Annotated in this window: 14 protein-coding genes, 1 tRNA gene and 1 other annotated feature; of the genes, 7 read left to right on the forward strand and 8 right to left on the reverse strand. The window is 68.2% G+C overall.

Features of this window, described 5'->3' with window-relative positions:
- Window positions 1-4 precede the first annotated feature (4 nt).
- Genes lptC through lptB form a run of 3 tightly spaced genes read left to right on the forward strand, consistent with a single transcriptional unit; the run spans window position 5 to window position 2014 of the window.
- Window positions 5-634, forward strand: a complete 630-nt coding sequence (gene lptC, locus Q8N19_RS11005) for an LPS export ABC transporter periplasmic protein LptC (RefSeq protein WP_305590593.1) — start codon at window positions 5-7, stop codon at window positions 632-634.
- 20 nt (window positions 635-654) lie between these two features.
- Entirely contained in the window at window positions 655-1233 is a 579-nt protein-coding gene (locus Q8N19_RS11010) for an LptA/OstA family protein (RefSeq protein ID WP_305590595.1), read from the forward strand.
- Window positions 1234-1246: 13 nt separating this feature from the next.
- Entirely contained in the window at window positions 1247-2014 is a 768-nt protein-coding gene (gene lptB / locus Q8N19_RS11015; protein WP_305590597.1) for an LPS export ABC transporter ATP-binding protein, read from the forward strand.
- A 261-nt stretch (window positions 2015-2275) separates the two neighbouring features.
- Here the strand turns inward: lptB and Q8N19_RS11020 are convergent, their stop codons facing one another.
- Complete coding sequence (locus tag Q8N19_RS11020; RefSeq protein ID WP_305590599.1) at window positions 2276-3559, reverse strand: O-acetylhomoserine aminocarboxypropyltransferase; 1284 nt, start codon at window positions 3557-3559, stop codon at window positions 2276-2278.
- 169 nt (window positions 3560-3728) lie between these two features.
- On the opposite strand from Q8N19_RS11020, the gene rpoN reads away from it, so the two are divergent.
- Entirely contained in the window at window positions 3729-5231 is a 1503-nt protein-coding gene (rpoN, locus tag Q8N19_RS11025; protein WP_305590601.1) for an RNA polymerase factor sigma-54, read from the forward strand.
- A 52-nt stretch (window positions 5232-5283) separates the two neighbouring features.
- Here the strand turns inward: rpoN and Q8N19_RS11030 are convergent, their stop codons facing one another.
- Together Q8N19_RS11030 and Q8N19_RS11035 are read right to left on the reverse strand one after the other, a co-directional pair.
- Complete coding sequence (locus Q8N19_RS11030; protein WP_305590603.1) at window positions 5284-6366, reverse strand: aspartate-semialdehyde dehydrogenase; 1083 nt, start codon at window positions 6364-6366, stop codon at window positions 5284-5286.
- Between the two features lie 81 nt (window positions 6367-6447).
- On the reverse strand, window positions 6448-6618 hold the full coding sequence (locus tag Q8N19_RS11035) for a hypothetical protein (protein ID WP_305590605.1): 171 nt from the start codon (window positions 6616-6618) through the stop codon (window positions 6448-6450).
- 44 nt (window positions 6619-6662) lie between these two features.
- Between Q8N19_RS11035 and Q8N19_RS11040 the strand changes: the two genes are divergently transcribed.
- The 3 genes from Q8N19_RS11040 to ptsN all read left to right on the forward strand — a co-directional run bounded on the left by Q8N19_RS11040 (window position 6663) and on the right by ptsN (window position 8472).
- Window positions 6663-7253 carry an exopolysaccharide biosynthesis protein gene (locus Q8N19_RS11040; protein ID WP_305590607.1) on the forward strand — a complete coding sequence of 197 codons (591 nt, stop codon included), beginning with the start codon at window positions 6663-6665 and terminating at the stop codon, window positions 7251-7253.
- A 41-nt stretch (window positions 7254-7294) separates the two neighbouring features.
- Window positions 7295-7930 carry a ribosome hibernation-promoting factor, HPF/YfiA family gene (gene hpf, locus Q8N19_RS11045; RefSeq protein ID WP_305590609.1) on the forward strand — a complete coding sequence of 212 codons (636 nt, stop codon included), beginning with the start codon at window positions 7295-7297 and terminating at the stop codon, window positions 7928-7930.
- A 77-nt stretch (window positions 7931-8007) separates the two neighbouring features.
- Window positions 8008-8472, forward strand: a complete 465-nt coding sequence (ptsN, locus tag Q8N19_RS11050) for a PTS IIA-like nitrogen regulatory protein PtsN (RefSeq protein WP_305590611.1) — start codon at window positions 8008-8010, stop codon at window positions 8470-8472.
- 31 nt (window positions 8473-8503) lie between these two features.
- Here the strand turns inward: ptsN and Q8N19_RS11055 are convergent, their stop codons facing one another.
- The 5 genes from Q8N19_RS11055 to Q8N19_RS11075 form a co-directional block, all read right to left on the reverse strand.
- Complete coding sequence (locus tag Q8N19_RS11055; RefSeq protein ID WP_305590613.1) at window positions 8504-8761, reverse strand: DUF1150 family protein; 258 nt, start codon at window positions 8759-8761, stop codon at window positions 8504-8506.
- A gap of 124 nt (window positions 8762-8885) precedes the next feature.
- Complete coding sequence (locus tag Q8N19_RS11060; protein ID WP_305590615.1) at window positions 8886-9308, reverse strand: Hsp20 family protein; 423 nt, start codon at window positions 9306-9308, stop codon at window positions 8886-8888.
- Between the two features lie 141 nt (window positions 9309-9449).
- Entirely contained in the window at window positions 9450-10304 is an 855-nt protein-coding gene (locus tag Q8N19_RS11065) for a universal stress protein (protein WP_305590617.1), read from the reverse strand.
- A 13-nt stretch (window positions 10305-10317) separates the two neighbouring features.
- Window positions 10318-11796, reverse strand: a complete 1479-nt coding sequence (locus Q8N19_RS11070; RefSeq protein WP_305590693.1) for a SulP family inorganic anion transporter — start codon at window positions 11794-11796, stop codon at window positions 10318-10320.
- A 64-nt stretch (window positions 11797-11860) separates the two neighbouring features.
- Window positions 11861-11913, reverse strand: a sequence feature (sul1 is cis-regulatory element that is thought to sense ions involved in sulfur or methionine metabolism; They are found in Alphaproteobacteria).
- A gap of 110 nt (window positions 11914-12023) precedes the next feature.
- Window positions 12024-12099 (reverse strand) — tRNA-Ala (locus tag Q8N19_RS11075).
- Window positions 12100-12158 lie beyond the last annotated feature (59 nt).

The following is a 12158-nucleotide window of genomic DNA, read 5'->3' on the forward strand; positions in this document are numbered from 1 at the left end:
CCTGGTGAGCGCCCTGGCATATGAGGCCCGCGGGCCGGCCTCGGCCCTGGCCATGGGGCGCTGGCGACGTCGCTCGCAGCTGATTCTGCGGCTGAGGGTGGTGTTGCCGGCGATCATCGCAGTGATCGTTCTCAGCCTCGCGGGACTGGTGACCTATAACAGCCTGGCCGGCGCCCCGGCCGAGCCGGAGGAGTCCGACGCGCCGATCCGGCTGGTCAATCCGCGGTTCATGGGCCGCGACGCCCAGGGCCGCTCCTTCGTCATCACGGCCAACAGCGCCGTGCGCGACGAGGATGACTATCAGCGCGTCGTGCTGGACCGTCCGGCCATGGTGCTGGATGGCGAGGGTCTGAGCCCCATGCGCCTGTCGGCCCAGTCCGGCGTCTTCCACGAGGGCGACGGCCTCCTGCGGTTGCAGGGGGATGTGAGCCTGAACGACCCGGATGCGGCCTTCGACACCGGCAGCGCGGTGTTCGACACCACCACCGGCGTACTCGAGGGCGAGGGCCTGATCACCGGCGCCGGCCCCCTTGGAGAAATTCGTGCAAAGTCCTATGGCGTGTACGACAAGGGCGAGCGCATGGTCTTCAAGGGCGGCGTGAGCGGCACCATCACTCCGAACTCGCCGCGATGATGCGAAAGAGGCGTCTTGAGATGACATTTCTCCCTGCAGCCAGCCAGCGGACGCCCCTGTCGGCCCTGATGCTGGCGGCCGCCCTGCTCGCGGCGCCGGCCACCCCGGCGAACGCCCAATTGGCGGCGGGCTCCAATGCGCCTGTGGACATCACCGCCGATGAGCTGGAGGTGATCAACGCCCGCTGCCTGGCCATCTGGCGTGGGTCGGCTGAAGCCCTGCAGGACAATTCCCGGTTGCGGGCTGACGTGCTGACCATTCGTTACGCCGCCGCCCGTCCGGCGCGCACGGGCGCGGAGTCCTCCTGCGGCGCGCTCCAGGGCTTGGACGCCCAGGGCTCGGTCTACTACGTGACGCCCGCCCAGCGGGTGCGGGCCAATGCGGCGGTCTATGACGCGGCCAGCGACACCATCACCATGACCGGCGACGTGGTCGCCGCCCAGGGCCAGAACGTGCTGCGTGGCGAGCGCCTGGTGATCCAGGTGGCCACCGGTCAGGCCCGGATGGAGACCAGCGCCCGGGGCGCTGGTACGCCAGGCCGCGTTCGCGGGGTCTTCTATCCCAATCAGACGCAGGGCCAGCCTGCGGCCAAGCGCTAAGGGGGCCGACCAGGTGCTCGACAAACCCCAGGCGGCCGGCGCGCAGGGCCTTGCGCCAGGCGAAGGCCTGGTGGTCGACAATATCGGCAAGTCCTATCGCGGCCGTCCGGTGGTCAAGGGCGTCTCCCTGCGCCTGGCCCGGGGCGAAGTGGTGGGCCTGCTCGGTCCCAACGGGGCGGGCAAGACCACCTGCTTCTACATGATCACCGGCCTGATCGCCGCCGACTACGGGGCCATCTATCTGGACGGCGAGAACATCACCGCCCAGCCCATGTACCAGCGCGCCCGGATGGGTCTGGGCTATCTGCCGCAGGAGACCTCGATCTTCCGCGGCATGACCGTGGCCCAGAACGTCATGGCCGTGGTCGAGCTGCGCGAGCGCGACGGCGCCCGGGCCCGCGCCACGGTGAACCAGCTGCTGGAAGAGCTGCACATCGAGCATCTGCGCGACGCCCCGGCCATCTCCCTGTCCGGCGGTGAACGCCGCCGCGTGGAGATCGCCCGGGCTCTGGCCAGCGAGCCGTCCTTCATGCTGCTGGACGAGCCCTTCGCCGGCATCGACCCCCTGGCCATCGCCGACATCCGCGAGGTCATCTCCTATCTGAAGGGTCGGGGGATCGGCATCCTGATCACCGACCACAATGTCCGCGAGACCCTCGACATCATCGACCGCGCCGCAATCATCCATGCGGGCGAGCTGCTGTTCGAAGGCTCACCGTCTGAGATCATCGACAACGCCGAGGTCCGCCGGGTCTATCTGGGCGACAGCTTCGGGGGCTGACCGCGGTCAGGCCTTGCGTCCTTCGAGGCTCGCTTCGCTCACACCTCAGGTTGAGGGAGGTGGGTGCGGGCGTCTCACTCCGTCCTCATCCTGAGGCGCCCTGCGACAGCAGGGCCTCGAAGGACGAGGGCGGTCGCACAACCCCTCTCCCGTCATGGTCGGACTTGATCCGACCCTCCATGACCACCGGCGAGCGGCTGTGCGCATGGACCCTCGGGTCAAGCCCGAGGGTGACGGTTGCGGGGTGGCGGCTTGCGGACCTCAGAGGCCGGCCAGGGCCTGGTCCAGGTCGGCGATGATGTCGTCCACATGCTCCAGACCCACCGAGAGGCGGATCACGTCAGGCCCGGCGCCGGCGGCGATCTGATCGGCCTCTTCAAGCTGGCGGTGGGTGGTCGAGGCCGGGTGGATGATCAGGCTGCGGGTGTCGCCGATATTGGCTAGGTGGGAGAACAGCTTGACCGCGCTCACCAGCCTGACGCCGGCGGCGTAGCCGTCCTTGAGGCCGAAGGTGAAGACCGCACCGGCGCCCTTCGGCGCGTAGCGCTTGGCCCGCTCATGGCTGGGATCGCCGGCCAGACCCGCATAGGAGACCCAGGCGACCTTGGGGTGGGCCTTCAGCCACTCGGCGACGGTCTGGGCATTGGCGCAGTGGCGTTCCATCCGCAGGGCCAGGGTCTCGATGCCGGTGAGGATCATGAAGGCGTTAAACGGCGAGATGGCCGGCCCCAGGTCGCGCAGGCCGAGCGCCCGGCAGGCGACGACGAAGGCGGCCGGACCGAAGGCCTCGGTGAAGACCTTGCCGTGATAGCGGGGATTGGGGGCGCTGAGATTGGGCCAGCGGCCGCTGGTCCAGTCGAACTTGCCGCCGTCGATGATGGCCCCGCCGATGGAGTTGCCATGGCCGCCCAGGAACTTGGTCAGGGAGTGGACGACGATGTCGGCCCCGTGATCCAGCGGCCGGCAGAGATAGGGGGTGGCGAGCGTATTATCGACCACCAGGGGCACGCCCGCGGCATGGGCGACGTCGGCGATGCCGGCGATATCCATGACCACGCCGCCTGGATTGGCGATGGACTCGATGAAGACCGCCCGGGTCTTGTCGTTGATCGCCTGGGCGAAGGCTTGCGGCTCCAGCTCCTCGACGAAGGTGACGCCCCAGCCCATGCGCTTGAAGCTCTGGCTGAGCTGGGTGATCGACCCGCCATAGAGCTTGCGCGAGGCGACGATATTGCAGCCGGGCTCCATCAGGGTGTGGAAGACCAGCAGCTGGGCCGCATGACCGCTGGCCACGGCAAGCGCCGCGACCCCGCCCTCCAGGGTGGCCAGGCGGGCCTCCAGCACACCCGATGTGGGGTTGCCCAGGCGGGAATAGATGTTGCCGGCCGCCTCGAGATTGAACAGGGCCGCGGCGTGATCGGAATCGTCGAACACGTAGGAGGTGGTCTGGTAGATCGGCGTGACCCTCGCCTTGGTCACCGGATCAGGCGTCGCGCCTGCGTGAATGACCAGGGTTTCGGGGCGCAGGGGCGCAGAATCGGACATTGGCGTCTTCCCTTATGAAACTCGTGTTCTGAGGGTCTGCGCCTAGCATGCCGAGGGGCTACGCCGAAACCGCCGACCTGAATCGTCGCAGGCCCGCGCGGAGTTAACCAATCGGTGTGGGATGGCCGTCTAGCCTTGCCAGCAAGAAGCAGGCCAGGAGGGCTGAACCTTGGCGCTCAGCGCGCGACTCGAGATCCGTCAGGGGCAGGGGCTGGTCATCACCCCCCAGCTGCAGCAGGCCATCAAGCTGCTGCAGCTGTCGAACCTTGAGCTGGAGGCCTATGTCGAGGGCGAGCTTGAGCGGAACCCTCTGCTGGCCCGGGACGAGGGGGAGGCAGAGCCCGCCCCGCAGATCGCCGACGGCGCTGGCGAGGCCCGCGCCGAGGCGGCCCTGGACGAGGTGGCCGCCGGTTCGGCCCAGAGCGACCTGGACGCCGCCCATGACGACGTCTCGCCTGGTGAGCGGGCCACCGGCGACGGGAGCGAGGCTGGTGAAGCCGGCGGCGCCATCGACTGGTCCAAGGCCGGCAAGGGCAGAACCTTCGAAGGCGACGGGGATGGCCTTGACGGCCTGGCCGCCCATGAAAAGAGCCTCGCCGAATATCTGACGGACCAGGCCGCCCTGCTGGGCTTCACGCCGCCGCAGGCTGCGGTCGCCGCGGTGCTCATCGACGGAGTGGACGAGGGCGGCTATCTGCGCCTCGACCTGACCGAGACCACCGAGCGCCTGGGCTGCGAGCTCGCCCTGGTCGAGGGAGTCCTCACCCGTCTGCAGGGCCTGGAGCCCACCGGCGTCTTTGCGCGCGATGTCGCCGAATGCCTTCGGCTTCAACTGGTCGAGCGTGATCGCTGCGACCCTGCCATGTCGGCGCTGCTGGACAATCTCGACCTGCTGGCCCGCCGGGACATGGCGGGTCTGAAGCGCGCCTGCGGCGTCGATGACGAGGACCTGCGCGACATGCTCGCCGAGCTGCGCGCCCTGACGCCGCGGCCGGGCGCGGCCTTCGGCGGCGAGCCGAGCCAGCCGGTCTCGCCCGATGTCTTCGTGCGCGAGGGCCCGGGGGGCCTGTGGCTGGTGGAGCTGAACAGCGACACTCTGCCGCGCCTGCTGGTGGACCAGCGCTATCACGCCAAGGTTTCCGGCGGCGCGCGGTCGGACCAGGAAAAGACCTTCGTCGCCGACTGTCTGGCCACGGCCAACTGGCTGGTCCGCAGCCTCGACCAGCGGGCCAAGACCATCCTCAAGGTGTCCAGCGAGATCGTCCGCCAGCAGGACGGCTTCCTGGCCTATGGGGTGGAGCACCTGCGGCCCCTGAACCTGAAGACCGTCGCCGAGGCCATCGGCATGCACGAATCCACGGTCAGCCGGGTGACGTCGAACAAGTATATCGCCACCCCCCGGGGCCTGTTCGAGCTGAAGTTCTTCTTCACCTCCTCGATCGCCTCGTCCTCCGGCGGCGAGGCCCATTCGGCCGAGAGCGTGCGCCATAAGATCCGCCAGCTCATCGACGCCGAAGCCCAGGGCGCCGGCGTCCATTCCGACGACCAGATCGTCGAAATCCTCAAGGCCGGCGGCGTCGATATCGCCCGCCGGACGGTCGCCAAGTACCGGGAAGCCATGCGGATTCCCTCCTCGGTGGAGCGCCGGCGGGCGATGAAGGAAGCGGTCTAGAGCCTGAGCGCGTTTTGATCCGATAACCGGTTCCCACTTATCGGAACGCGCTCTAGAGCCGCCCCGACGACCTCAGAGCTTCAGCGATCTGCACGGCGTTGAGCGCCGCCCCCTTCAGCAGCTGATCGCCCGCCACGAACAGGGACAGGCTGCGGCCGGACGGGTCGGACAGATCGGTACGGATGCGGCCCACCAGCACATCATCCTGGCCCTGCGCTTCGGCGGGCATGGGGAAGTGGTTGGCGGCCTGGTCGTCCACCACCCGGACCCCGTCTGCGGCCGAGAGCCATGCCCGGGCCTCGGCCACGCTCACCGGCTCGGCGAACCGTACGGTCAGGGCCATGGCGTGGGCCCGCAGGGTCGGCACCCGGATACAGGTGAAGCTGGCCGGCAGGTCGGCGGCGCCCAGCAGGCGGCGCAGCTCGGCCATCACCTTCAGTTCCTCGCCATTATATCCCGTCTCCGGATCGATCCCGGCGTCGTGGCTGAACAGGTTGAAGGCGTAGGGGTGGGCGAGCACCTGGGGCGCATAGGCCTGGCCGGCCAGGGCTGCTGCGGTGGCGTCCCGCAGTTCGGCCATGGCCGCAGCCCCGGCGCCCGAGGCGGCCTGATAGGTGGAGCCGATCAGCCGGACGATCAGCCGTCTCGCGTGCAGCGGCGCCAGCACCACCGCGGCGATGGCCGCCACGCAATTGGGATTGGCCACCAGCCGGCCGTCCATCTCGCCGAGCCGCCAGCCATTGACCTCCGGCGTCACCAGGGGGGTGTCGGGGTCCATGCGGAAGGCCGAGGAATTGTCCACCACCCAGGCCCCGGCGGCGACCGCAAGCGGACCATAGCGGCGCGACAGGGTGGCGCCGGCGGAGAAGAAGGCGAGGTCGACGCCGTCGAAACTGGCTTCATCCAGGGCCTGGACGGTCACCGGCGCCCCCCGAAAGCTCAGGACCGTTCCTGCCGAACGGGGCGAGGCCAGCAGCCGCAGCGCCTTTACGGGAAAGTCCCGGCGCTCCAGGCAGCCGATCAGCTCGGCGCCCACGGCGCCAGTGGCGCCGACAATGGCCACGGTCAGGGGACGGGCCATGTCGGTCTTGGCGGGCGCCGGGCGGACCAGGGACGTTGCGAGGGACTGCGGCATGGGAGCCTCCGGGGTCTGGCCGGAGGGAGGCTGGCTTTCCTTGGCCGACCCCATCCTTCCGGCGGGGTCAAGCAGGGATCGTCAGTCGGCTGCGGGCAGCCACGACCAGACCCCTGCGCCCGCAAGCGCAGTGGTTTTAATAATCATGGTCATGGCGGCATGATGCAGCATGCGCCCCCGATAGGCCCAGACGGCGGCGCTGTAAAGCGTCTGGCCCCATGGCTGATTGCGCCGCTTGAGCCGCGCGCCCATACCCGGGACCCATGACGACGGGCATTCCTGACCAGGAACGGCGCATGAGCCTCTCGGCGATGCTCCGGGATCTCTGTGACCTGTCCCATGAGACCGAGGACTTCGGGGCCCTCATCGGCCGCTTTGGCCGCCGGGCGTTCGGGGCGCTGCTGTTCCTGTTCGCCGCGCCCAATCTGCTGCCGCTGCCGCCGGGATCTTCCACCTTCCTGGGCGCGCCCCTGCTGCTTTTTGCGCCCCAGCTGGCGCTCGGGGTGACCAGTCCCTGGATGCCGGCTGGGTTGCGGGCTCAACGGCTGGACATGGGCGTCCTGCGCGGCGCATTCCTGAAACTGGTCCCGAGGGTTGAACAGGTGGAGCGGGTCTCCAGCGCCCGGCTGACCTTCCTGTTCGGCCCGGTCGGCGATCGCCTCATCGGCGTCTGCTGCACGGTCCTGGCCTTCGTGCTGATGCTGCCCCTGCCGTTGGGCAATCTGCTGCCGGCCACGGCGATCAGCCTGTTCGCTGTGGCCCTGCTCCAGCGGGACGGAGTTTTCGCCCTGGCGGGCTATGTGGCTACAGCGGTGAGCCTGGGGGTCCTGGCGCTCGCCGCCGGGGTTATCCACAGGCTTTTCATCGTGGCCATGAGCAGTCTTTGACGCACTTGACACCAACCCGAGACAGGCGCGTTCTTGAACCTATGCAAGTCCAAGTCACCGGCAAACACGTCGATGTCGGAGAGGCCCTGCGTCTGCGGGTCACCGACGAACTCACCAACAGCATTGGCAAATATATCGACCGCGCGGGCGGTGGGGCCGATGTTGTCGTCAGCCGCGAGGGCTACACCTTCAAGGTGGATTGCGCCCTGACCCTGGCCTCGGGGCAACAGCTCCAGAGCCACGGCACCGGAACCGACGCCCATACGGCCTTCGATTCCGCCCTGCAGAAGATCGAGACCCGGGTCCGCCGCTATAAGCGTCGGCTGAAGGATCACCATCAGCAGGCGCTCGCCAAACAGGCCGAGACCGCCTCCTATTTCGTGCTTCGCACGCCCGAGGGCGAGGATGAGCCCGATTGGGACGATGATGCCCATCAGGGCTCTGAGGGCGCGCCGGCGGCCATGGTCATCGCCGAGACCGAGCGTCCGATCCGTGAAATGACGGTTTCCATGGCGGTGCTTGAGCTGGATATGACCGGCGCTCAAACAATCGTGTTCAGGAACGCCGCGCATGGCGGTTTGTCCGTGGTATATCGCCGGCCCGATGGGAATATCGGCTGGATTGATCCCGAGCGTACGAGGCCGGTGAACGGTACGGGCTCCAACGGCGCCGCCTGACAGCGGCCCGTCGACCCCCGACCCTCGCCGAGACCCGTGCGGCCTCGGACCCGTAGAACAGGCCTTCCGAAGCAAGCATGCAGATCGGCGATATTCTGGATCGCGGCGCCATTGCGCTGCGTGTGAGCGCGACCGACAAGCGCCAGATCCTGGCCCACCTGGCCGAGCTGGCGGCGCGCAACTTCGGGCTGGAAGCGAGCACGGTTCTCGACGCGCTGAGCGAGCGTGAGCAGGCCGGCTCCACCGGGATCGGCCACGGCGTCGCCGTGCCCCATGCCCGGATCGAGGGTCTGGACCGGATTCGCGGGGTGTTTCTGCGGGTTGAACAGCCGGTGGCGTTCGAATCCATCGACGACCAGCCCGCCGACCTCATCTTCGCCCTGCTGGCCCCGCCGGAAGCGGGAACCGAGCATCTTCGCGCCCTGGCGCGGGTCTCGCGCATGCTGCGCAACGCCGACCTGCGTGAACATCTCCGCCAGGCCCGCACGCCGGACGCCCTGCACGCCCTGCTAGTTCAGGAGTCCGCGCCCTCCGCGGCCTGAGCCGAAGGAGGGCGCTTAGGCGGTCAGCTCATCAGTGGACCGAGACGGGCGCAAGCTCGTGCGCCAGGGCCGCGGCCATGGCGGCGTTGCGGTCGGTCAGGACCGCCAGGCGCTCGCCGTCGGCTCGGTGGACCGCATAGAAGGTCTGGTCCGGGTCCAGGTCCAGATGCATGGCCTCCCCCTGGACGGGGACGGTGGCCAGGATTTCAGCGGCCTTCACCGGGCGGACATAGACGAGGTCCGGTGCGCCCAGGGCGGCGAAAGCTTCAGTCGATAAGATCGGTGTCATGATGACCACCTCCACAGGTTCGCAACGCGCCGGGCGCACGCCGGTTCAGCCGGACGCCTGACGTCTGCTCGGCCGCCCCGGAGGGCCGGCCGAAAGGATGAGGGACGATAGCGGTGATCGGGGTTCAACCGACCGTCCGGATGGGGATGCGCTTGACGACGGTCTCGGGTTCGGGCCGGGCCAGGTCGATGTGCAGCAGGCCGTGCTCCAGGACAGCGCCCTCGACCACCATGCCATCGGCCAGCACGAAGGTGCGCAGGAAGCCCCGGGCGGCGATGCCGCGATGCAGATAGGCGTCCTCGTCCTTGCCGCCGTCATCCTTGCGGGCGCCGGCGATCACGAGTTGCCGATCCTCCACATTGACGTGCAGCTGATCCGGCTTGAAGCCGGCCACGGCAAGCGTGATCCGCAACCGCCCTTCGCCGCAGTCCTCCACATTGTAGGGGGGATAGGCTTCGGCGGCGGCCTTGGCGGCGCGCTCGATCCGGGCGCGGGTGTGCTCAAAACCGAGCAGAAACGGGCTGTCGAATACGATCGTCCGGCTCATCTGTCCTCGAGTCCTCATCAGAAAGCGACTCCCCGGAAGGCCCGCCCAACAGGTCGGCGCGAGTCTTCCGGTTGACGATTATCTGGCGATGGAGGGCAGAGGTTTCAATATCTGGCCCCTCCCTGAGGATCAGGGGCCGTCTCAGCGGAACAGGAGCACCGGAACCTTGCCGGTCCGCACCATGGCCGTCGTGGTGGAGCCGACGAACAGCTCGCGGATGCGCGACTGCCCATAGGCGCCCATGACCAATAGGTCCCCCTGGCCCTGGCGGAGCTCGCCCTTGAGCGCGCCTTCGACATCGCCAGCCAGGGTCTTGATCACAGCCTCCGCCCGACCCGCCAGCAGGCCCTCGGCGGTCTGAACGCGGGCGTTCCGCTGGGGACCAGGATCTCCGACGATCACCACGATGACCTCCAGGCCGGCGAAGGCCTGGCTTGCCAGCACATGGGTGAGGGCCTTGGTGGCGCTGGCGCCGCCGTCAAAGGCGACCACGGCGCGGGTGATGGGCATGAAGACCCGGGGCGCCACCAGGACTGGCCGCACACTGCCGCGCACCACCCGCTCGACCTTGGCGCCCAGGCGGCCCTCCTCGAAATTGCGGCCCTCGCCACGCTTGCCGATGATCACCAGGTCGAAATCGGCCTCCAGCTCGATGATGGTCTGGGCGACTTCGCCATGCCGGTGAATCAGCCCCACCTCGGCCACCCCGGCCTCTGTCAGGCGCCGGGCGGCGCCCTCCAGCATGGCCCGGCCGTGGGCCTGGGCGGCCTGGGCCCTGGCCTCGTCGGCCTTGGTCAGCTGTTCCAGCAGAACCTCGCTGGCGCCCAGGCCGACGCTGCCGGACAGGTCGAGACCGGCCCCGGCGGCGGTCTCATCGCGGTCGAGGACGTGGAGAACGTCCACGCTGGCGCCCAGGCGGGTGGCGAACCAGGCGGCATGGTCACAGAGGCTGGGGCCGTAGGTCGAGGCGTCGATAGCGCAAAGCAGTTTGGGCATGGGCTGTTCCTCCTCAGTGGGCGCCGAGTTGCATCTCGGCGCCGTCCTTGTCGTGCCGGCCGAAGCGATCGACCATGGTGGCGCTGGCGGCGTTCAGGCCGATCACCTCCACCTGCGCGCCCTCCCGGCGGAACTTGAGCACCGCCCGGTCCAGGGCGCCCACGGCGGAAATGTCCCAGAAGTGCGCCTGGGAGACGTCGATCACCACGTTTTCGATCACCTCCTTGAAGTCGAAGGCGGCCGAGAATGTGTCGGCGGAGGCGAAGAAGATCTGCCCCTGGACATTGTAGGTGCGGGTTCGGCCGTCTTCGCTGAGGGTGCTCTGAACGGCCACGATCCGGGCCACCTTGCGGGCGAAGAAGATGCCGCTGAGCAGCACGCCCACCAGTACCCCGCGGGCCAGGTCATGGGTGGCGACCACGACGATCACCGTGGAGACCATGACCACGGACGAGGACCAGGGATGGCTGCGCAGATTGCGGATCGAGCCCCAGTTGAAGGTGCCGATGGCGACCATGATCATCACCGCTACCAGGGCGGCCATGGGGATCTGCGCCACCCAGGGTCCAAGCACGACGATCAGGAACAGCAGGAAGGACCCCGCAACCAGGGCTGATAGCCGGCCGCGGCCGCCGGATTTCACATTGATCACGGACTGGCCGATCATGGCGCAGCCGCCCATGCCGCCGAGGAAGCCGGTGGCGAAATTGGCGATCCCCTGGCCGCGGCACTCTCGGTTCTTGTCCGAGCCGGTGTCGGTCAGGTCATCGATGATGGTGGCGGTCAGCAGGCTTTCCAGCAGGCCGACCACGGCCATGGTGGCGGCGTAGGGGAAGATGATCTGCAGGGTCTCAAGCGTCAGCGGGACCTGCGGCAGATGGAAGAAGGGGATGCCTGTTGGCAGTTCGCCCAGGTCGCCCACGCGACGGACATCCAGGCCCATATAGATGGCCAGGCCTGAGAGCAGCACGATGGCCACCAGGGGGGAGGGGATAGCCCGGGTCAGACGGGGAAAGAGATAGATGATCCCGAGCCCTGCCGCGACCATGGCGTAGGTCTGCCAGCCCATGCCGATCAGCTCGGGCAGTTGGGCCATGAAGATCAGGATGGCCAGCGCATTGACGAAGCCTGTGATCACCGAGCGCGACACATAGCGCATCAGTCCGCCCAGGCGGGCCAGACCCGCGCCGATCTGCAGAACCCCCATCAGCACCGTGGCGGCGAACAGATATTCCACCCCATGGTCGCGGACGAGGTCGCCGATCAATAGGGCGATGGCCGCGGTGGCGGCCGAGATCATGCCGGGGCGACCGCCGGTGAAGGCGATGATCACGGCGATGGAGAATGAGGCGTAGAGGCCGACCCGGGGGTCGACCCCGGCGATCACCGAAAAGCCGATGGCCTCCGGGATCAGGGCCAGGGCCACCACGATGCCGGCCAGGACGTCGCCGCGCACATTGGACAGCCAATCGCGCCTCAGAGTAGCGAGCAGATTCATATGTTCGGATTTCAGTCGTTCATCAGGCCCAGCGCGGTAGGTGCGTCAGGGGGCCGTTCGTTGTCCGGGGGATAGGCGCCCGGCCGAGCCACCCGGCAAGCCGGGTCCGTCGATGGGGGCGGCTATGCCTTGCCTGGGCGAATAATGCAACCAGCAGACGCCTTCGCCAGACCGGCGCCCGGGAAAAGGCGAAGGCCCGCAGCGTCAACTGCGGGCCTTCATGGTGGAGCTAAGCGGAGTCGAACCGCTGACCTCTTGAATGCCATTCAAGCGCTCTACCAGCTGAGCTATAGCCCCAGGTCCTGGGTTCTTCGGGCGGGCTTGCCCTCCCGAAGAGGCGCGGAACCTAGTCAAAG

The sequence above is a fragment of the Phenylobacterium sp. genome (assembly GCF_030693405.1).
GTDB lineage: Bacteria > Pseudomonadota > Alphaproteobacteria > Caulobacterales > Caulobacteraceae > Phenylobacterium.